Source organism: Paenibacillus sp. RC73, assembly GCF_044908085.1.
In the GTDB taxonomy this organism is placed as follows: domain Bacteria; phylum Bacillota; class Bacilli; order Paenibacillales; family Paenibacillaceae; genus Paenibacillus; species Paenibacillus terrae_A.
The window spans coordinates 60418-80376 of the sequence record NZ_JBIYCV010000010.1; the positions used below are offsets into that span (position 1 = coordinate 60418).

A 19959-nucleotide genomic window follows, 5' to 3' on the forward strand; every position below is an offset into this window, starting at 1 on the left:
TCGTAGCTACTGCCTCATTACAATTACGCGTTTGCTCCTATTACTTAACTGCTTGGCCGACGGCTTCGGCATATTCACGAACAGAATCGAAGTTTTTATCGTCACCTTTTTCATAGCCTACATGCGTATAAATTTCTTTAATGATTTGACCGCCTTCAGGGTCTTTGGCGATATCTATAAAGGCTTGGCTGATTTTGTCTCTCCACGCCTGATCCATATCGGAACGTACGCTGACCGTATCATTCGGAATTTTAGCTGTGTAATGAATGACACGAGTTTTTTCAAATACATCCGGAATTTCCTTCTTTACCGTGTTGCGTGCATCCTGGAAAACAGCTACAGCATCAACCTGACCGTTCAGTAGCGCCAGAATAGCAGCATCATGGCCTTTGATCGTTACACCCTGGACATCTGTGTCCGGGTCCACGCCGGCTTTTTTCAGCTCTGCTGCCGGATACACATAGCCTGCGGAGGAGGTTACATTTTGCCAGCCAACTTTTTTACCCTTCAGATCAGCCAGGCTTTGAATCGGAGAATCCTTTTTCACCACGATCATCGCTTTATAAAAGTTTACTTTTTCAGTTGTATCCTTGCCTGTACCGTCTTCAATGCCGTAGCGTTGGGCTTGCAGGAGCAAGTCAGCCGCTTTACGGTTATCGTGGGCCAATACATAGGCATTCGGCGGAAGGAATCCTACATCTACCTGTTTGGAAGACATGGCTTCCACAATTGTGTTGTAGTCGGGGGACACGGTTACTTTTACCGGAATTCCGAGCTTGTCGCCCAGCAGCTTTTCGAGCGGCTTGGCTTTGGCTTCGAGCGTATCTGCATTTTGGGAAGGAACGAACTGTACTTTTAACTCTGTAGGAACATAGGCTGTGCTTTCGCTTTTCGTGCCATCTGTGCCTGGAGTGGACGCGCTGTTGTTATTGCTTGCATTGGAGCTGCAAGCGGCCAGACCTGCCGCCAGTGTGAAGGTCATGCACAAGGTCAGTGCTTTTTTAAACAAAATAATTTCCCCCTAAAAATAGTAATAACGAAAAATTGAAAAAGTCTGTAAATTCTGTGACAAACAGAATCTTAACAGCTAGTCCGGTCACTAGGGTAAAAACTATTCCTGACTTTGGTAAAAAGTATGTAAAATATATCTTATACTCTCTCATTTCTATTCATTTAACATTCTCTTAACAGTACCCTGTTAGACTTGTTCAAGCTCTATGACCGAAGCTGAAGGAGAGAACAGGATTGGATATTTCAGATATCAATAAAGAGGTACAACAGCAGACGCTATGTCCTGTGAGGGTGAAATTCCGTGTTATGGTTACGACCGATCTGCATGTCAGCTTGTGGAATTACGATTATTATACGGATCGGGAAACGTTACAGTACGGTCTTGCGCAAACAGCCAGTCTAATCCAGGCAGCTCGGTCCGAGGTACCTAACCACCTGCTGCTGGATAACGGGGATGTTATTCAAGGCAATCCGATGGGGGATTATGCTGTACAGCTTCTCCAACAGGACCCGAACGCCGTGCATCCTGCCTACAAAGCGATGAATCTGCTTGGGTACGAAGCGGGCAATATCGGGAATCACGAATTTAACTATGGATTGGAATATTTACAGACTTGCATTCAAGGAGCCAAGTTTCCTTTTATCAATGCCAACATCTATATGCAGGCGGATACAGATATAGATACGAAGAAAGATATTTTTACAGATAGCCATACAGTCGTGGAAAAAGAACGAAATTACTTTACACCTTATCTGATACTGGATAAGACGGTGGAGGATGAAGCAGGCGGCAAGCATTTGTTGAAGGTGGGGATTATCGGGTTTGTGCCTCCGCAAATTATGCAATGGGACAAGGCGTGGCTGGAAGGAAAAATCATCGTCAAGGATATGCTGGAGACAGCAAGACGGTTTATTCCGCAAATGAAGGCAGAGGGAGCAGATTTGATTATTGCCATGCCTCACGCGGGCTTCGAAGATATTCCTGAAACGCCATATATGGAAAATGCGGTGCTGCATCTGAGCAATGTAGAAGGGATCGACGCTATTTTGTTTGGTCATGCGCATAAAGTATTCCCCGGCCCTTCGTTTGTTGGTAAAACTCGTGTTGACGTGGAGCGAGGCACCATACATGATATTCCGGCGGTAGAGCCGGGCTTTTGGGGAGATCATCTGGGTGTCATAGATCTGGACCTGACCCTTATGGACGGAGCGTGGCAAGTGGCTGCCTCTTCTGCAGAGGTACGTCCGGTGTATGATCCAGTACGCAAGCAAGCGCTGGTGCAGCCGGATACTGCCATTCAGCAGGCGGTTGCGGAAGAGCATGCCGGAACGCTGGACTATATTCGCGCACCTGTTGGCCAGACGACATTAGCAGTAAACAGCTTTTTTGCCCAGGTGATAGACGATGCTTCCGTTCAACTCGTGAACGACGCGCAAATTTGGTATGTGAAGCAGCAGATGCAGGGGAGTGAGTACGAAGGTCTGCCCGTTTTGTCGGCAGCGGCTCCCTTTAAAACAGGCGGCAGATACGGGCCCTCGTATTATACCGATATTCCGGCGGGGACTTTGGCAATCAAGCATATCGCCGATCTGTACAATTTTCCAAACACACTGCATGTCGTCCGACTGACCGGGGGAGAAATTCGGGAATGGCTCGAATGGTCTGCCGGACAATTCCGACAAATTGATCCTTATGCAGAACAGGAGCAAGAGCTGATTGATTCGGATTTTCCGAGCTTTAACTTCGATATCATTGACGGGATTAGGTATCAGATTGATGTGACGCAGCCCGCCAGATATGATGCTGCTGGAATATTGAAGGAACCGGATGCGCACAGAATCATTCATATGTCCTTGGATGGAGCGCCGATGGATATGCAGCGAAGCTATTTGGTTGTCACGAACAATTATCGTGCGTTTTCTTCTACATTGGTCAATCCGGGTGGGGAACGAATCGTACTCGCTTCACCGGATGAAAATCGGCATGTGCTGACTGAATATGTGCGGCATATGAAGACGTTGACGCCCAAAGCAGACGGTCACTGGTCCCTCTCACCATGGCCGGGCCGCCCGCACGTGACATTCCTGACCTCACCGCAAGCAACAGATGCCGCCCAAGCCTATTCGGAGTTGCTTTATGAAGGATTGACCGCAGAGGGATACGCCAAGTTTGCCCTGGATTTCGGACGATCCTGAATTCTTTTTTTTAAAAATTGAATCCAAAGTGATCCAAACGGAAAGCTCCCCCGTTATACGGTATGTAAGCAACACATGACAACATATCCAACGAGGGAAAAGCGGACTCATTTCCATTCTTTATGAGCCTATGGCATCAAATGTTGAGCAAAGACTGTCCCTTCGGGGGTGGTTTTTTTGCACACGGATTATTTGAAATCGTACGAAATTCGTAATTTTATATGTCCTGAGTCGCGTTTAAGTTATTGACCTCCGTTATAATTAGACATATACTTTGATTAAACAAATTTTGGTTTAAAAGGTAATGAAAAAGTCACCATCATTTGATGGAGGGGGTGTCCCTTTGGAAAAAAACACCACGATTCGTGCAGAAATTGAAAAGTATATTCAGCGTGAAGGTATTTCCATGCAATGTTTCGCAGACGCTTCCAAGGTAAATCCGGGTACACTTAGTGGTATACTTAACCGGAATCCCCCACGGCCGATTTCAGTTAATCAGCTTGATCTGATTACCGGGGCTATGGGATTGGAAGAAGGGGCCTTGTTCGAGATGTATGTGGATGAATGTTTTATTCATTCCTTACCGCACTGGAGGAGGTTACGTCCGTTTCTTCTCCGTTGTTCAGAGCTGAACAAGCTGGAATGTATTTGCAGCGTACTTGGCTATCTGATGGATGATTTATCGAACATTCCGGCTATTTTTGAGACCGCAGAAGCGATGTTTGAAGACGACAGATATGAAGCCGCTATGCTGCTGTACAATTGCGTCATCGAGAGTGAAAAATATACCCACTCCGAGCGGTTAGCGATCAGCTATTTCCGTATATTCCAGGTTCAGATCAAGGATAACAAACGGAGCTTGAAGGCTGCTGTACAATTCCATTTGTACCGTGGTCGGTTGCCGGAAACTTACGCATTGGAAGGCTTACATATGCTATCTCAAGTGTTTGCGTTAAAAATGCAATGGTCCGAGATGGAAATGTATGCGGACGAGCTGCGAGAATTGGCTCAGGCGCTATACCGCAATCGGAACCGCTTTGGAGATGAGCATCTGGAGTTGCTCAAACCGCTTGTCTACTATTATGCACAGGGTCATCTGCTCAAGGCCAGCTGCTATGAGTTTCAGGGCAGGTATGAGGAATCCAAGAAATGGATTGATGGGTATGCAGATTTGAGCTGGTTTGAAGGATTGGACGAGGAAGGCCGGAAAGTAGTGGACATGCATCGTGTGTATGCTCAAGGCAATCGGCTCTGTATCGAAATTAAAATGGGCAATACCTCTGCAATTTATGAATATATTACGTATTTGCGCGAGCATCCGGACGAGACACTGGAAGGCTTGAATACGCTGCTGGAATCAGCGAACAGGTTCGGTTACTTTGCGGATGCCGAGCTGGGGCTATTCAGCGAGCAACTCAAGAGCTTCTGGGAGCTTGCCCCGGATCAATGGGACACTCACTACCGCAAGCATTTTAATGCATTCCGCTTCGCCTCCTTTTGCAAGGTGTATGCCGAATATCATTTTCGGAAGGGTGATTATGCGAAGGGACTGGGGCAAACACTGCATTGCTTGCAGCTGTCTGTAGACAATAGCTATACTGAGCATATTATCGGTTGCATGGCTTTGTTTGAGCAGCACCGGAATTTTGCTACCCCGGAACAGCAGCATTTGTATCAGAAGTTTTGTCTGGGCGTGCGTGAAAATGAAAAGAATCATGCTTATGATCACAGCACCGGCGGGTATTTGTAATCTTTGTCATTCAAACCTTCATAGATCCTATTCTTGTGAGGATGTTCCCGGTCAAAAGGGAACGTTCTCGTTTTTTAATGCTACTGTTTTCTGTGACTTTTAGCATAGGAAGAACGCATTGCGCGTTGACAAGTTTCGCATGCGGGATTAGGATAAATGCAGCACAGTAAGTGAAGGAGAGCATGTGAAAATGACGATTCCCAAAACATTAACGATAGCCGGCTCCGACACCAGCGGCGGCGCGGGTATTCAGGCAGACCTGAAAACCTTTCAGGAGCTTGGTGTATATGGAATGAATGTATTGACAACCGTAGTTGCGATGGAACCCCAAACATGGAACCATCTTGTATATCCTGTTGCGCTGGATGTGGTAGAAGCACAGCTGCGCACGGTATTGGAAGGTATCGGCTTTGACGCGATGAAAACGGGTATGCTCGGTTCTGTTGATATTATCGAACTGGTTGCCAGCCATCTGCGCAAGCATGATCTTAAACGGGTCGTTATTGATCCGGTTATGGTCTGCAAAGGCACGGATGAAGTGCTTCAGCCGGAAAATACAGAAGCGATGCTGGAATTTCTGATCCCGGGCGCTGATCTGGTAACGCCGAATTTGTTCGAGGCTTCGCAATTGGCGAAGAACGGACCGATTACGACGCTGGAACAGATGCAGGAAGCGGCTGCGATTATCCATGAGCGCGGGGCGAAGCACGTGCTGATTAAGGACCGTGGTAAAATCCGCGCAGGTAAAGCGATGGATCTGCTTTATGATGGAATTACCTTCGACTGGTTCGAGGCGGATGTTGTGAAAACAAGCTTCACCCATGGTGCAGGCTGCACAACTTCGGCAGCGGTAACGGCTGGCTTGGCCCAAGGGCTGACCGTACGTGAAGCGGTGGATCAGGCCAAAAAATTTATTACACAGGCGATTGAAGGCAGCTTCAAGCTGAACGAATTCGTCGGCCCGACTCTGCATGCGGCACATCGTTTGCAAAATCAGTAAAGCATGAATGCATTTATAAAACGGCTGCTATAGGCAGTGCATCTACGATATTTAGCGTTAGGCTAGAGTTTTAAGCCGCAATACAGGGTATTGCGGTTTTTAACGTTGTATTTTTTTGGAATTATATCTTCCAGTTTGCTCTAATCGTACTGTATAATAGGCATCAGATTTATTAAATTTAGGGAGGACTCGAAGCAATGACATTATTCAGCCAAATGGCTTATATCCGACCAGAGCAAACTGAAATTGAACAGCGGTTTAAAACGCTTTTGCAGCAATTTCGTGAAGCGGACAGCGTAGAGCGTCAAAATGAAGTCATTCATGCCATTAATAAGCTGCGCAGTAACGTGGAAACGCAATTGCAATTAGTAGAGGTTCGGCACTCCATTGATACGGAGGACGCATTTTACAAAGCAGAGCAAGAGTACGCTGATGATTTCATGCCGGTCATTCAGGAGTATGTAACCGATTACTACCGGGCCTTGGTGGACTCGCCGTTCAGAGCCGAGCTGGAGAGCCAGTGGGGTAGCCAGCTTTTCAGTATCGCCGAGGTATCACTCAAGTCGTTCCACCCGGATATTATTGAGGATTTACAGCAGGAGAATAAGCTGACCTCCGAATACTCCCAATTGATTGCTTCAGCGAAGATCCCGTTCGAGGGAGAAGAACGTACATTGTCGCAGCTCCTGCCTTTTGAAATGGCGACAAACCGGGAGACACGCAAACAGGCCTCCGAGGCCAAGTATCAATTTATGAGCGAGCATGAGGATGAGCTGGATCGAATTTACGATGAACTGGTTAAGGTACGCACGCGCATAGCGCACAAGCTGGGCTACGATAACTTTGTAGAGCTGGGCTATGCCCGTTTGGGTCGTACCGATTACAATGCCGCTATGGTTGCCAATTTTCGCGAACAAGTGCTGAAACATATCGTTCCGCTGGCAACAAAGCTCAAGGAACGCCAACGCGAGCGGATCGGCGTGGATCAGCTTCGCTATTATGATGAAGGCTTTAACTTTTTGTCAGGCAATCCTACACCCAAAGGCGACCCGGAGTGGATCATTCGTAATGGAGCGCGTATGTATGAGGAGCTTTCACCGGAAACACATGAATTTTTCAGCTTTATGATCGAACGTGGGCTGATGGACCTGACTAGCAAAAAGGGCAAGCAAAGCGGTGGCTATTGCACGTTTTTGAGTGAGTATGGCACGCCGTTTATTTTCTCCAATTTCAATGGTACATCCGGTGATATCGATGTGCTGACGCATGAAGCGGGTCATGCCTTCCAGGTGTATGAAAGTCGACATTTTGAAATCCCCGAGTACCACTGGCCAACCATGGAGGCGGCTGAAATTCATTCCATGAGTATGGAGTTTTTCGCATGGCCCTGGATGAAGCAGTTCTTCGAGGACGATACGGATAAATATCACTTTGAACATTTGTCCTCATCGTTGTTGTTTGTCCCTTACGGCGTAGCTGTGGATGAATTTCAGCATGCAGTATATGAACATCCAGACTGGACGCCAGCCGAACGTAAAAGCGCATGGCGCTCCATTGAACGCAAGTATAAACCGCATTTGGACTATGAAGGCAACGAGTATCTGGAGCAGGGCGGGTTCTGGCATAAGCAGGGACATATTTTCCAATCCCCGTTCTACTATATCGACTACACACTTGCACAATTGTGCGCATTCCAATTCTGGAAACGCATGAGTATCGACCGGACAGCTGCGTGGGAAGATTATTTGAAGCTGTGCCGTGCCGGGGGGAGTCATTCATTTACCGGATTGGTGAAGCTGGCTGGTCTGATTTCGCCGTTCCAGGATGGATGTATCGCCTCTGTGATCGGAGAAATTGAAGCTTGGCTGAACAGCGTGGATGATAAAAAGCTTTAAGCTTAACCCAAAAGGGCATTTCACTTACCAGTAAAAGCTGAAAGGCTTGCAAATGAGATGTCCTTTGGGATGGAAACAGAGCTGTTGCACGGAAAAAGCCGGGAACCTCTACATGATGTAGAAGTCCCGGCTTTGTGTGTTTTTAGAGCAAATATAGCTCTATTAAAGCTTGGTATTCAGCGGTTTGAGGTTGGCCTCAATGGAAGCGCGACGCGATTCCAAAAATGGCGGTAACGCCAGCGATTCACCCAGAAACTCCAGTTCTTCATCTGTATCAAAGCCGGGTCCATCGGTTGCCAATTCAAACAAAATGCCGTTCGGCTCACGGAAATACAATGAACGGAAGTAAAAGCGATCCACGAACCCTGAGCTGGAAATTTGCAGTTGGTTAATACGATCAACCCACTGTCTAAGTTCTTCCTCAGTCGCAACACGGAAGGCTACATGATGCACACTGCCTCGTCCCGGGCGCTCTTGTGGAAGATCGTTACGTTCTTCCAGATGAATCTCAGTTCCGGTACCGCCTTCGCCGGTTTCATAGATGACCACATCAGGCTGCCCGGCAACGGTGGAAGAATAGGAGCCCTTTTTGCGGAAGCCCATCACCTGCTCCAGAATGAGGATCGTGTTCTCCGCTTTTGGAATGGTCAGATGAACTGGGCCAAGTCCGACGATGCCGTATTCAGCAGGGACAGGGCTTTTCTCCCAAGGCGTACCGCCCCGCACTCCGTTGTCATGCTCATCCGAAACCAGGAAGAAGCGCTGCCCTTCAAAATCCTCAAACGAAAGCGCCAAACGTCCCGCTTGATCCGTAATTTCACCATGTTTTACATCCAATTGCTCGAAACGGTCTTTCCAGTAATCCAGTGCTTTGTCATTCGGTACCCGCAGGGAAAGCGCCGAAATGCTGTTATTCCCCGTACGAGTTTGCCCCGCATGTGGGATTTCAAAGAAAGTGACTTCGGTACCAGTCGTTCCGCGCTCATCTCCATAAAAGAGGTGATAGACGCTAACATCATCCTGATTCACCGTTTTCTTAATGAGCCGAAGTCCCATTACCTGAGTATAAAAATCAACATTCTTAGCCGCCGCCGCCGTAATCGCCGAAACGTGATGCAATCCTAACAGTTTCATGTCATTATCCTCCTTGGTTTTTATATGATTAGGTTTTTCAAAGCAAAATAAACAGTCGTAAACTTTTCTTTATTATTTATTATCTTGATATTAAGATATATTATTTTGGATTGTTTGTCAACTTGAATTATACACTGACTCCAAAGACGGACAAAAATAGAAATTCGAAATAGTGCAAAAGCAGATACAATAAAGCCCGATATAGCCCAATGTAGATAGAATGAATTTTATTATAAAAGGAGTGTACTCGATGTATGCGGATAAGGATTTAACCATTAGGCCCGTTACAGAAGAAGACTTACATGCTCTTTGGACGCTAACCTATAAAGAAGAATCGCCGGAATGGAAACAATGGGATGCGCCTTATTATGAACATAAGACACTTTCTTTTGATGATTATTTAAAAGATAAGGAAAAGCGAATCGGGCAAGATGACTTTTGGCTCATTGAAGTGGAAGGTAAGATCATTGGATCGGTTAGCTACTATTGGGAGCATAAGCCTTCCCAATGGCTTGAAATGGGAATTGGCATTTATGATTCGCAGTATTGGAGCGGTGGGTTTGGTACCAGAGCATTGCGACTGTGGATCACGCATTTATTTAATACACTACCTCTAGTTAGAGTAGGCTTTACAACCTGGTCAGGAAACCATCGGATGATGAAGGTTGGGGAGAAGCTGGGGATGACCTTGGAGGCCCGGCTTCGAAAGTGCAGATATTATAATGGACAGTATTATGATTCGATCCGAATGGGGCTTTTGCGGGAAGAGTGGAAGTCGTAAGCTCCTAATTCAAAATTTTTAAAATCAAGTAGATCAAGCTGTCGGGATGCTCCCGACGGCTTTTTTTGCATGTTTTGTTCATTTCAAAAAATTTGACAGATACGAGATGACTGATATAATTTATGCTAGTTGATTTTTGATAATGATTATCATTATTGGAGGGGAGGACAGGGCCGAAGCTTGGTACAGGTTGTTGGAGAACAGGCTCCCTTGGTTAGAACATGAAATTGCGTTATTTAATACTGGCTTTTCTGGTACTGGCCTTCGCCTCGGTTTTTATCGGTGTTCATGATGTAACTCCACTTGATTTGTTCCACTTAACCAATGATCAGGCGCAGGTGCTCCTGATTAGCAGACTACCGCGTTTGATCAGCATCATCATCGCAGGAGCGAGTATGAGTATCTGTGGGCTTATTATGCAGCAGCTTACCCGGAACCGATTTGTATCGCCCACCACCGCAGGGACGATGGATGCGGCACGATTAGGTGTGCTGATGGCTATTATGGTGTTTGGAGCGGCTGGATTTTGGACGAAGATGCTGACGGCTTTCGGGTTTGCCCTAGCGGGGACACTGATTTTCATGAAAATACTGGATAAAATCCGTTTCAAGGACCCGGTATTTATCCCGCTGGTCGGTTTAATGTTCGGGGGCATTTTAAATTCGGTGACGACCTTTTTCGCCTATAAATACAATCTGATCCAGAGTATTTCCTCGTGGATGCAGGGTGATTTTTCACTGGTGATGAGTGGTCGCTATGAGATGCTGTATCTTAGTGTTCCTTTGGTTGTATTGGCGTACATATATGCGAATCGTTTCACAATTGCAGGCATGGGCGAGGATTTTGCGGCAAATTTGGGCGTACATTACAAGCGCACCGTCAATGTTGGTCTGGTGATCGTGGCTTTGGTTTCCTCCGTCGTCATATTGACCGTGGGAACGATCCCTTTTCTGGGGCTGGTTGTACCCAATCTGGTCAGCATGTATATGGGCGATAATCTGAAAAAAAGTTTGGCCCACACCGCGACCTTGGGCGCCGTCTTTGTGTTGTTTTGCGATATTTTGGGACGGGTCATCATTTATCCGTATGAAATATCTGTAGGGCTTACGGTTGGTGTGATCGGGAGCGCGTTGTTCTTGTATTTGCTGTTGAGGAGAAGGGCCTATGAATCCTAAATTAAAAATCGGCATATTAGCCGCTGCCGCGCTTCTGTTGATTGCTGCTTTCGTGTTTATAGATCTTCCGCATACCTGGCACTACGCGCTGCCACGAAGATTGAAAAAGATAGCAGCCTTCATCCTGACAGGTGGATCGATTGCTTTTGCAACGGTTATTTTCCAGACGATTACCAATAACAAAATTTTGACCCCGGGCATTATCGGGCTGGATTCACTGTATATGCTGATTCAGACGACCATTGTTTTTGCGTTTGGCTCTGTACCGTTCATTTCGACCAGCAGAGAGCTGAATTTCTTATTATCTGTGGGACTGATGGTACTGTTCGCGGGTTTATTGTACAAATTAATTTTTCGCAAGGACGGACGCGGGATTTATGTTCTTCTGCTGATCGGCCTGGTGTTCGGCACGCTTTTCAACAGTTTATCTACCTTTATGGAAGTGCTGATTGATCCGAACGAATATGCAAAAATTCAGGACAAAAGCTTTGCCAGCTTCAGTAATGTGAATACCGAGCTGCTGTGGCTATCCGTCGTGATTCTAGTGCTCGTATTCGCTTATGCGTGGAGGTTCATCAAGTATCTGGATGTGCTGTCGCTCGGACGGGAGCATGCGATTAACTTGGGGCTTCCATACGGATTTATTATTAAAAGATTGCTGGTGATCGTGGCGATTCTCATCTCCATTTCCACGGCGCTCGTCGGACCGATTACTTTTCTCGGGTTGATTGTGGCGAATGTGGCCTATCAAGTGATGAAGACTTATCGGCATCGATATATTATTCCAGCCTCCATCTGTGTCAGTGTCATTGCATTGGCAGGCTGCCAACTGCTGGCAGAGAGAGTATTCGACTTATCGACAACGGTCAGCGTCATTATTAACTTTATCGGGGGGGTGTACTTCCTGTACCTTTTGCTGCGGGAGAATAAATCATGGTAGAAGTCAAAAACGTATCCAAACGCTACGGGAATAAAAATGTGGTGGATCAGGTATCCGTCACCGTACCGAAAGGCACCATTACCTCCTTTATTGGACCTAATGGCGCGGGAAAAAGCACGTTGTTGTCGATGATCAGTCGTCTGACAGACAGCGATGAGGGAGAAATCCTGATTGACGGACAGGCCGTGAGCCTGACGAAAAGTGAGGAGCTGGCCCGGAAGATATCCATTTTAAAACAGACCAATGATGTCAACATCCGCTTAACCGTGAAGGAACTGGTCAGCTTCGGCCGTTTTCCGTATTCCCAAGGCAGATTGAACAGCGAGGATCGCCAAATGGTCGAGCAGTCCATGGCCTACATGGGGCTGGAGGACATGAAAGACAAGCATATTGATTTGCTTAGCGGTGGACAGCGACAGCGGGCTTTTATTGCGATGATTTTGGCTCAGGACACGGAATACATACTGTTGGACGAGCCGCTGAACAATCTGGATATGAAGCATTCGGTTCAGATTATGAAGACGCTGCGCGCTTTGGTGGATGATCTCGGCAAAACGATTCTGGTCGTGCTTCACGACATTAACTTTGCCTCCTGCTATTCGGACTATATTGTGGGGATGAAGGACGGCAGGCTACTGAAGCAGGGAACGGCTGACGAGATGATTGATAGTCAGGTATTAAAGGATTTGTACGATATGGATATTCCGATTCAACAGATCGGTGATCATAAAATTTGCGTTTATTTCACATAGGGGGAATGTAAAATGAAGAAAAATATGATGTTTTTAACGCTGATGCTGGCGCTGGTACTGATCGTGTCAGCCTGCGGCAAAGCGGCTCCAGCCACTCAGGAAGCGACTGGCAACGGCTCATCTTCTGCTGCAACAACGGAATCGAAAACCATCTCGGTCAAACACGCACTGGATGAAAACCCGGTCCAAGTCAAAGTTAATCCAAAAAATGTCGTTGTTTTTGATTTTGGCTCATTGGATACGTTGGATAAGCTGGGTGTCGACGTTGCGGCGGTAGCGCAGCAGGATCTTCCTACGTATTTGAGCAAATATAAAGATTCCAAATATGCAAGTGCAGGCACGCTGTTTGAACCGGATTACGAGAAAATCAGCGATCTGTCTCCTGAATTGATCATCATTGGTGGCAGACAGGCAGATGCGTACAAAGAATTGAGCAAAATTGCACCGACCATTTCGTTAGCTGTAGACACCAAGGATTTTGTGAATTCCTTTAAGAAAAACGTTGAAACACTGGGTCAAATCTTCGATAAAGAGGATGCTGCCAAACAGGAATTGGCTACGATTGATAGCTCCATCAAGGCCGTACATGACAAGGCTGTAGCGAGCAAAGCCAAAGGACTGATCGTTCTGACGAATGAAGGTAGCTTGAGCGCATATGGCGAGCAATCCCGCTTCGGTATCATTCATGACGCTCTGGGCGTCACACCTGTGGACCCTAGCATTAAAGTATCCACGCATGGACAAAAGGTTTCTTTTGAATATGTACAGCAAAAAAATCCGGATTACATCTTTGTCGTTGACCGTGGAGCAGTCGTGGTAGAGAAAGGCAAGGAACAGGTTACAGGCAAACAAACGATTGAAAACGAGCTGGTGAAGAAAACCAATGCGTTTAAAAACGGTCATATTGTGTATCTTGACCCGAACTACTGGTACTTGTCAGGTAACGGTCTGGAATCCGTGTCCGAAATGATCAAGGAAATTGATGCCGCGCTGTAATGGATAACTTGTACATGATGGAGATTTGCATACGATGAAAGGTCATCTGGATTTCCAGCGTCAATTCCCCGAGGCCGTCAAGTGGTTGTTCCGATAGCACGATTGGAATATGGACTTTATACAATAATCCCAAAGGATTGGAGATCGTGGAGTCTCTATGCCCTTTGGGGTTATTTTTTGCGTATAATAGAGTAATATTCAAAATTTAATGTTACACGCTAATGAAAGTGAGGGAACCCATATATGAAGAAAAATCGTCTGGGGTCTTCGGATCTGCTGGTAGGCGAGATTGGCTTGGGCTGTATGTCGGTCGGTACGGAGGAACAGCAAGGTGTTTACCTGATCCATGAAGCGTTGGATCGGGGCGTGAACCTGCTGGATACAGCGGATTTGTACCATCACGGACGTAATGAGGAAATTGTGGGGGCAGCGATTCGTGGACGGCGTCAAGATGTCGTTTTGGCGACCAAGGTCGGTAATCGGCGTATGCCGGGCCAAGAGGGCTGGGGGTGGGACCCGTCCAAGGAGTATATTCTGTCTGCGGTCAAAGAAAGCCTGCGCCGCCTGGGAACGGATTATATCGACCTGTATCAGCTTCACGGTGGGACGATTGACGACCCCATCGACGAAACGATTGAGGCTTTTGAACAGCTCAAAAGGGAGGGGGTCATCCGTTATTATGGCATTTCCTCGATTCGTCCTCACGTCATCCGTGAATATGTCGAGCGTTCGAATATCGTCAGCGTCATGAATCAATATAGCTTGCTGGACCGTCGGGCAGAGGAAGAGGTACTGTCATTACTTCAGGAGCGGGGAATCAGCGTCATTGCACGCGGGCCTGTCGCCAGCGGCGTATTGACCGACGAAGGAGAAGGCAAGGTAGCCAAGGGCTATCTGGACTACGAAGAGGCAGAGCTGCTGGACTTACGCAAGCAATTAAAGGCATTTACGAGTGCAGAGCGCAGCATGGGGCAGACAGCTATCCGTTATAGCCTGTCTCACCCGGCTGTTGCTGCTGTCATCCCGGGTGCAAGCTCACGGGGACAATTGGAGCATAATATCGCAGCAGCCAGTATCCCGCCGTTATCCAAGCAGGAGCGGGAGGCACTACAGCAAATTAGCCGGGCTAACCGCTATGGTGCGCAATACCGTTAATATGAGCACAGGTAGGGCAGAGGGGATCTTTGTCACACGGTCGGAAATGCGATTTGCCAGCCGATAAATTGGCTCATACTTTTGAACGTGTACTTGCCATAGTTGCAATATATGAAAGAATCATTACAATATAAGAATAAGCTCAGGTTTATAATCCATATTTGGTTATGGAGACGTTCATAAATATACTCTAGGAGGAACCAACAAATGGAACGCATCGAATCACAGCAGCAGTATCAGGATTTGATTAACGGTGACGGCTTGACGGTCGTAAAATTTGATACAACCTGGTGTCCGGATTGCAAGACACTGGATAAATTTATGGGTGGCATTATCGAGGAAAATGCAGATAAGCGCTTCTTTGCACTTGATGCTGAGAAATTCCAGCCGATTGCCGAAGAAAACCAGGTGCGTGGAATTCCGAGCCTGCTCGTTTTCCGTAACGGCGAAAAAATCGCTCATTTGCACAGCAAATATGCCAAGACGCCAGCACAAATTTCCGAATACCTGACCACGTTGGAATCAAAACAATAATGAATGATGCAAAATGCTGAAATAGAAAAAGGGTTATCCCATGGCTGACAAATCAAGCCTATGGGATAACCCTTTTTTGTCATACGAAACGAGCTGTAATTGCTGAAAAGCATGAAGGCTTTGCGGCAACAAACAACAGCTTACAAAATAATGAAGAAGAACACAGCCGCCAATACGAAGCGGTAGATGGCGAATGAAGTCAGGCTCAAGCGTTTGAGCAGACCGAGGAACGTTTTGATCGCCAGCATTCCGACGATAAAGGCAGTAATAAAGCCGGCCGCGAACACTGGGAAATCACTCATAGACAGATGATCCATGCTTTTGATCATATCAATACCCGATGCGCCCAGCATGACCGGAACAGATACAAGGAATGTAAATTCCGCGGCTGCCGTATGACTTACACGTGCGAATAGGCCCCCGGACATAGTTGAGCCTGAACGGGAGAATCCTGGCCATAGAGCTAGGACTTGGAACATACCAATGGTAAATGCTTGTTTGTATGTGATCTCATCCAGCGTATGTGATCTAATAGGCGGATGGAATTTTTCAGCCGCGATCATTAGCAAGCCTCCGATGACCAGACTGTACAGAACAGTTTGAGGGCCAAACAGGTATTGCTTGATTACATCACGGAACAACACGCCAATCACACCCGCAGGGATCATGGCCAAAATAATATGGAGCAGGTTCAGGCGCGGCTGGGTCGAGATTCTGCGTCTGAAATCAAATAAGCTCAGGAACCTGCGCCAGTACAATACGACAACCGCCAGCACAGCACCCAACTGCACAATAACCTCGAACGTTTTGACTGTATCATTCTCCGTGTTTAACCCGAGAAGATCAGCCGTCAGGATCATATGACCCGTCGAAGAGACCGGCAAAAACTCTGTCAGCCCTTCAATAATACCCATAATAATAGATGATAAAATATCCACTTTATTAGTTCCTCCTTACACGCGTGCAGGGCAAACGGCCTAAGCCGTTTGCCCTGGAAGTATGTCATTTCAGTAGGAGTGAACGCAAGTGTCAAGTGCACAGTGCAAGCCGCTCAGGTCACAGCGGTTCACTCCTGGGGAGAAGTGTCAGATTCCGCTTCCAACTCGGATACAGGAGATTCATTGTGCAGAATAATCTCCACCCGTCGAATACGATTTTTACCCATTTCACGAATGATAAATTTCACATCATCTTCTATGAATTCCTTGCCCTGTCTCGGTTCCGGAACCCGACTATACACCCACCCTCCGACAGTATCCACGTCCTCATCGTCCAACGTCAAGCCAGTCAGATCACTCAAATCGGAAAGCATCACCTTGCCATCCATCAAATAACTGTTCTCCGTCAATTTCTCGATTTCCTTCCGTTCATCCTTATCAAATTCGTCACGGATTTCGCCAACAATTTCCTCCAAAATATCCTCAATAGTAATCAGACCGGAGGTTCCGCCGTATTCATCGACGAGTAGGGCGATATGAACCTGCTCCTTCTGCATGCGTTTGAGCAGCGTGTTGACAGGTATAACTTCCGGAACAGTCAGGATCGGTTGAATCAGACTATTGAAATCAAGCTCAGGGTTGCGGTCATACTCAAGGAACAACTGCTTGGTATTAATCATACCGATGATCTGATCCTTGTTCTCTGTCGCCACCGGAAAACGGGTATACTGCTCTTCGTGAATGGTCAGCATGTTTTCTTTCAGCGAGCGATTCGTAAACAAGCATACCATATCTGTACGTGGCACCATAATTTCTTTGGCAACGGTCTCGTCAAAAGCAAAGATACGATTCACGTAGCCATATTCGGTGTTATTGATCTTACCACTTTCCACGCTTTCGGACAAAATGATCTGAATTTCCTCCTGAGAATGCGCTTCCTCATGCTCGCTTGCCGGTTGAAGACCAAACAAACGAACCAAACGGTTGGCCGAGCCATTTAGGAGCCAGATAAACGGATACATAATCCGGTTAAACCATACGATGACCGGGGAGGTCAACAAGCTTACTGCTTCCGCTTTGCGGATCGCCAGCGTTTTGGGAGCCAGCTCACCGATAACCACGTGCAGGTAAGTTACAATGACAAATGAAATAATAAAGGCCAGGATATGTGAAAATTCCCCATTGATGTTGAGCTGTTGAAAGAGAGGCTCCAGCAATTTGACCACGGTCGGTTCACCGAGCCAGCCGAGTCCCAACGCTGTAATCGTAATACCAAGCTGACAGGCGGACAGGTAGCCGTCCAGATTATTGACGACCTTTTGTAGCGCCAGTGCGTTTTTACGGTTCTCCACTACCAGCTGATCGACCCGGCTGGAACGGATTTTAATAATCGCAAACTCGGTAGCCACGAAGAAAGCACTAAATATAATCAACACCGCGAACAAAAATAGACTGACACCTATACCCATGTAATTTTCACTCATCCCTTTTTCGTTCAATTTTTAATGAACTCCATTTTAAGTTCACTTGAACTTATTTTAAGAACTTAAAAGCAAATATACAAGGTTCATATCCAATCATAGCAGGTCACCTACCTCCAATTTGCACGGAAAATAAGGCAAAACAGAACCCGCACGGATCATTGCTTCACTTTACAAGCCTAGTTTATGGGCGTATGATGAGTTCAAATGAACTTGAAATGGTTTAAAGGGAGGAAAGCAGATGGAGTCTTTTACCCTCACACGCCGTGATATGGCCCATTTGCTGCTGGCGATGGAAGGTCGCCGCGAATTGCAGCCATTGGCCGTTCTTCAGGATGCCTGGAGACGCACCCATATCCATCCGGGCCGTCCCGGCAGCACGATGCCGACATTTTTGTATACTGAGGTAACGCCTGTGCTGGATAAAATTATCAAGGGCAAGCACAGCGCAGCCTTTTCGTTACAGGAGATTGTTTCTCTTGGTCAACTGGTCGAATATAGCCATGTTTCATTGGCCTCTATGCAAAATTGGGTCAAACGCGACTTCAAGGAATTTCTCGGATCACCGAAGATCGGTAAAAAATATTCAGTCAACCAGGCCGCACTGCTGCTCATTGTGGAGGATTTGAAATCGTGTCTTGATTTTGAATCCATCCGTCAGTTATTTCATATCCTGTTCCAACAGCCAGAGGATGATACGGATGATCTAATCCAGCCGGTCGATTTGTACGCTGCTTATTCAACCTTGTTTGAGGAGCTGGATGCGAATGGAGATCAACTGCTGGATGTGGCAGGCGCCGGGGTTGCAAAAGAAAACGGGAATTCCGCTACAGGGCAGCAGCGTCAGGAAGGTGCGACAGAGGAATTGCTGATTCAGGCGGCAGATCAATACACCAGCCGTTTGCAGCATTTGACCCCTAACCAGTGTCAAGCCGTTCGGAATACATTGCTGGTAGCTGCGGTATCGGTGCAAAATAGTTATTTTTTGTCCATAGCACGCAGGTATGTGAATGCGACGTTGTTTCTGGACTTTCAAGGGTAGATCAGGATTGGCGCTAGAAGCCGATCCTATTTTTTTGCCCTTTTTCGAGTATTGTCTACCCTTTTGGAGACTGAAAAAGTATACAAAAGAGGTATATACACTCAAACGCTGTCAAAGATACAATAAACATATATCATCCAGCAATTGGAAAAACTTTGAATATCTCTTCCAAAGCATCTGAATACACACACAGGAGGTAATGGCATGTCCGATGTCTCCATCATCATTTGTACCCGCAATCGGATCGAAGATCTGACACGCTGTATACAATCTATCGCAGGACAGCAGCAGCTGGAGCATACGGCTGTAGAGCTGCTGATTGTGGATGACGGCGATATTTCCGACCAACAGGTCGAGCTGTACCGTGACATGGTATCCGGCTTGCCTCAAGGCGTTTTGAAGTATCATAAAAAAAGTCGTCCCGGCGTTTGGTTATCCCGCTATGAAGCGTTGTCTCTCGTACGGTATGATATCGTGCTGTATTTTGACGATGATGCCGAACTGGATGATAAACTCTATATCCGGCGCTTGCTCGATACCTATGATCAGGATGAAACGATTGTGGGTGTTGGAGGGATTGCAAAGGGACTACATTCGAGCCGGGCAGGGAAGCTGCTGGGCATTTTGACATTTCAGATGTCCCCGTCTCTCGGCAAGCTTTCGCCCAGTAGTCTGGCAGGTTCATTGCTGCGTTGGGGAGAAGCGACGGAGGTTTTTGACACGGAATTTTTTCATGGCTGCAACATGTCATTCCGGCGGGTTGCGCTTCGAGATATGAAGCCGTATCCGTGGATGACCAGCTATGCCGTGGCTGACGATTTGTATATGTGCCAGTTAGCGAGCCGTTACGGCAAGCTGGTTATCAATCCCGACTTAACAATCATTCATCACGAATCTTCAAGCTCGCGCGATAAGGCGGGCAAAGTAGCCAAGGCTACAGCGATCAATCACTATTATTTCCTTGCTCTGAAAAAGGCGGGAGCCATCCAGTACGGGGCGCTTTTATGGACCTTGTCCTACCTGATGTTCAAGGAGATACTACGTCGTAACTTTAATGCAGCAGAAGGATACAAGCAGGGGGTGCTGTTCATTCTGAATCCGCGCAAGCAAAAATATAACGAATATTTAGGCCCGGCGGTTCAGTAATCTGATTCCACACACATTTTCAGGATAAAGGGG

17 protein-coding genes are annotated in these 19959 nt (G+C 46.9%); 13 read left to right on the plus strand and 4 right to left on the minus strand.

Annotated features, from left to right (window positions below; translation table 11 throughout):
• Window positions 1-40: 40 nt before the first annotated feature.
• Window positions 41-1009, minus strand: coding sequence for a phosphate/phosphite/phosphonate ABC transporter substrate-binding protein (locus ABH897_RS21540; protein WP_404520754.1), 969 nt, complete (start codon window positions 1007-1009; stop codon window positions 41-43).
• A gap of 236 nt (window positions 1010-1245) precedes the next feature.
• On the opposite strand from ABH897_RS21540, the gene ABH897_RS21545 reads away from it, so the two are divergent.
• The 4 genes from ABH897_RS21545 to ABH897_RS21560 all read left to right on the plus strand — a co-directional run bounded on the left by ABH897_RS21545 (window position 1246) and on the right by ABH897_RS21560 (window position 7852).
• Window positions 1246-3207 (plus strand): bifunctional 2',3'-cyclic-nucleotide 2'-phosphodiesterase/3'-nucleotidase, encoded by a 1962-nt coding sequence (locus ABH897_RS21545; RefSeq protein ID WP_404592687.1) that lies wholly within the window; start codon window positions 1246-1248, stop codon window positions 3205-3207.
• 343 nt (window positions 3208-3550) lie between these two features.
• Window positions 3551-4957 (plus strand): DNA-binding protein, encoded by a 1407-nt coding sequence (locus ABH897_RS21550; RefSeq protein WP_283653367.1) that lies wholly within the window; start codon window positions 3551-3553, stop codon window positions 4955-4957.
• 190 nt (window positions 4958-5147) lie between these two features.
• The gene (thiD, locus tag ABH897_RS21555) at window positions 5148-5957 is read left to right on the plus strand and encodes a bifunctional hydroxymethylpyrimidine kinase/phosphomethylpyrimidine kinase (RefSeq protein ID WP_044644540.1); all 810 of its coding nucleotides are present in this window, start codon (window positions 5148-5150) and stop codon (window positions 5955-5957) included.
• A gap of 197 nt (window positions 5958-6154) precedes the next feature.
• Window positions 6155-7852: a M3 family oligoendopeptidase gene (locus ABH897_RS21560; protein ID WP_404592688.1), complete on the plus strand. Its 1698-nt coding sequence runs from the start codon at window positions 6155-6157 to the stop codon at window positions 7850-7852.
• A gap of 162 nt (window positions 7853-8014) precedes the next feature.
• On the opposite strand, the gene ABH897_RS21565 is transcribed toward ABH897_RS21560, so the two are convergent.
• On the minus strand, window positions 8015-8986 hold the full coding sequence (locus ABH897_RS21565; RefSeq protein WP_404592689.1) for a ring-cleaving dioxygenase: 972 nt from the start codon (window positions 8984-8986) through the stop codon (window positions 8015-8017).
• 250 nt (window positions 8987-9236) lie between these two features.
• On the opposite strand from ABH897_RS21565, the gene ABH897_RS21570 reads away from it, so the two are divergent.
• The 7 genes from ABH897_RS21570 to ABH897_RS21600 all read left to right on the plus strand — a co-directional run bounded on the left by ABH897_RS21570 (window position 9237) and on the right by ABH897_RS21600 (window position 15319).
• Window positions 9237-9767: a GNAT family N-acetyltransferase gene (locus tag ABH897_RS21570; RefSeq protein WP_404520758.1), complete on the plus strand. Its 531-nt coding sequence runs from the start codon at window positions 9237-9239 to the stop codon at window positions 9765-9767.
• A gap of 221 nt (window positions 9768-9988) precedes the next feature.
• Complete coding sequence (locus ABH897_RS21575; RefSeq protein ID WP_404592690.1) at window positions 9989-10942, plus strand: ABC transporter permease; 954 nt, start codon at window positions 9989-9991, stop codon at window positions 10940-10942.
• Window positions 10932-11882, plus strand: a complete 951-nt coding sequence (locus ABH897_RS21580) for an iron chelate uptake ABC transporter family permease subunit (RefSeq protein ID WP_283653364.1) — start codon at window positions 10932-10934, stop codon at window positions 11880-11882. The genes ABH897_RS21575 and ABH897_RS21580 overlap by 11 nt, the downstream gene beginning before the upstream one ends.
• The gene (locus ABH897_RS21585) at window positions 11876-12634 is read left to right on the plus strand and encodes an iron ABC transporter ATP-binding protein (protein WP_283653363.1); all 759 of its coding nucleotides are present in this window, start codon (window positions 11876-11878) and stop codon (window positions 12632-12634) included. Before ABH897_RS21580 ends, ABH897_RS21585 begins: the two co-directional genes overlap by 7 nt.
• A 12-nt stretch (window positions 12635-12646) precedes the next feature.
• On the plus strand, window positions 12647-13630 hold the full coding sequence (locus ABH897_RS21590; RefSeq protein ID WP_283653362.1) for a siderophore ABC transporter substrate-binding protein: 984 nt from the start codon (window positions 12647-12649) through the stop codon (window positions 13628-13630).
• Between the two features lie 243 nt (window positions 13631-13873).
• Window positions 13874-14785 carry an aldo/keto reductase gene (locus ABH897_RS21595; protein ID WP_283653361.1) on the plus strand — a complete coding sequence of 304 codons (912 nt, stop codon included), beginning with the start codon at window positions 13874-13876 and terminating at the stop codon, window positions 14783-14785.
• Window positions 14786-14992: 207 nt separating this feature from the next.
• Window positions 14993-15319 (plus strand): thioredoxin family protein, encoded by a 327-nt coding sequence (locus ABH897_RS21600; protein WP_044644532.1) that lies wholly within the window; start codon window positions 14993-14995, stop codon window positions 15317-15319.
• A 140-nt stretch (window positions 15320-15459) separates the two neighbouring features.
• Here the strand turns inward: ABH897_RS21600 and bacA are convergent, their stop codons facing one another.
• Both bacA and ABH897_RS21610 read right to left on the minus strand, forming a co-directional pair.
• On the minus strand, window positions 15460-16257 hold the full coding sequence (gene bacA, locus ABH897_RS21605; protein WP_404520760.1) for an undecaprenyl-diphosphate phosphatase: 798 nt from the start codon (window positions 16255-16257) through the stop codon (window positions 15460-15462).
• 128 nt (window positions 16258-16385) lie between these two features.
• Window positions 16386-17756, minus strand: coding sequence for a hemolysin family protein (locus ABH897_RS21610; RefSeq protein WP_283653359.1), 1371 nt, complete (start codon window positions 17754-17756; stop codon window positions 16386-16388).
• A gap of 223 nt (window positions 17757-17979) precedes the next feature.
• On the opposite strand from ABH897_RS21610, the gene ABH897_RS21615 reads away from it, so the two are divergent.
• A complete protein-coding gene (locus ABH897_RS21615; RefSeq protein WP_283653358.1) occupies window positions 17980-18780 on the plus strand; it encodes a DUF1836 domain-containing protein in 801 nt (266 codons plus the stop codon).
• A gap of 204 nt (window positions 18781-18984) precedes the next feature.
• On the plus strand, window positions 18985-19926 hold the full coding sequence (locus tag ABH897_RS21620; protein ID WP_283653357.1) for a glycosyltransferase family 2 protein: 942 nt from the start codon (window positions 18985-18987) through the stop codon (window positions 19924-19926).
• The last annotated feature ends 33 nt before the right edge of the window (window positions 19927-19959 follow it).

Coding starts and splice junctions, on each gene's coding strand:
- ABH897_RS21600 (WP_044644532.1), top strand. CDS start 14,993: ATGGAACGCATCGAATCACAGCAGCAGTATCAGGATTTGATTAACGGT.
- ABH897_RS21615 (WP_283653358.1), top strand. CDS start 17,980: ATGGAGTCTTTTACCCTCACACGCCGTGATATGGCCCATTTGCTGCTG.
- ABH897_RS21570 (WP_404520758.1), top strand. CDS start 9,237: ATGTATGCGGATAAGGATTTAACCATTAGGCCCGTTACAGAAGAAGAC.
- ABH897_RS21560 (WP_404592688.1), top strand. CDS start 6,155: ATGACATTATTCAGCCAAATGGCTTATATCCGACCAGAGCAAACTGAA.
- ABH897_RS21580 (WP_283653364.1), top strand. CDS start 10,932: ATGAATCCTAAATTAAAAATCGGCATATTAGCCGCTGCCGCGCTTCTG.
- ABH897_RS21565 (WP_404592689.1), bottom strand. CDS start 8,986: ATGAAACTGTTAGGATTGCATCACGTTTCGGCGATTACGGCGGCGGCG.
- ABH897_RS21595 (WP_283653361.1), top strand. CDS start 13,874: ATGAAGAAAAATCGTCTGGGGTCTTCGGATCTGCTGGTAGGCGAGATT.
- ABH897_RS21590 (WP_283653362.1), top strand. CDS start 12,647: ATGAAGAAAAATATGATGTTTTTAACGCTGATGCTGGCGCTGGTACTG.
- ABH897_RS21620 (WP_283653357.1), top strand. CDS start 18,985: ATGTCCGATGTCTCCATCATCATTTGTACCCGCAATCGGATCGAAGAT.
- ABH897_RS21585 (WP_283653363.1), top strand. CDS start 11,876: ATGGTAGAAGTCAAAAACGTATCCAAACGCTACGGGAATAAAAATGTG.
- ABH897_RS21575 (WP_404592690.1), top strand. CDS start 9,989: ATGAAATTGCGTTATTTAATACTGGCTTTTCTGGTACTGGCCTTCGCC.
- thiD (WP_044644540.1), top strand. CDS start 5,148: ATGACGATTCCCAAAACATTAACGATAGCCGGCTCCGACACCAGCGGC.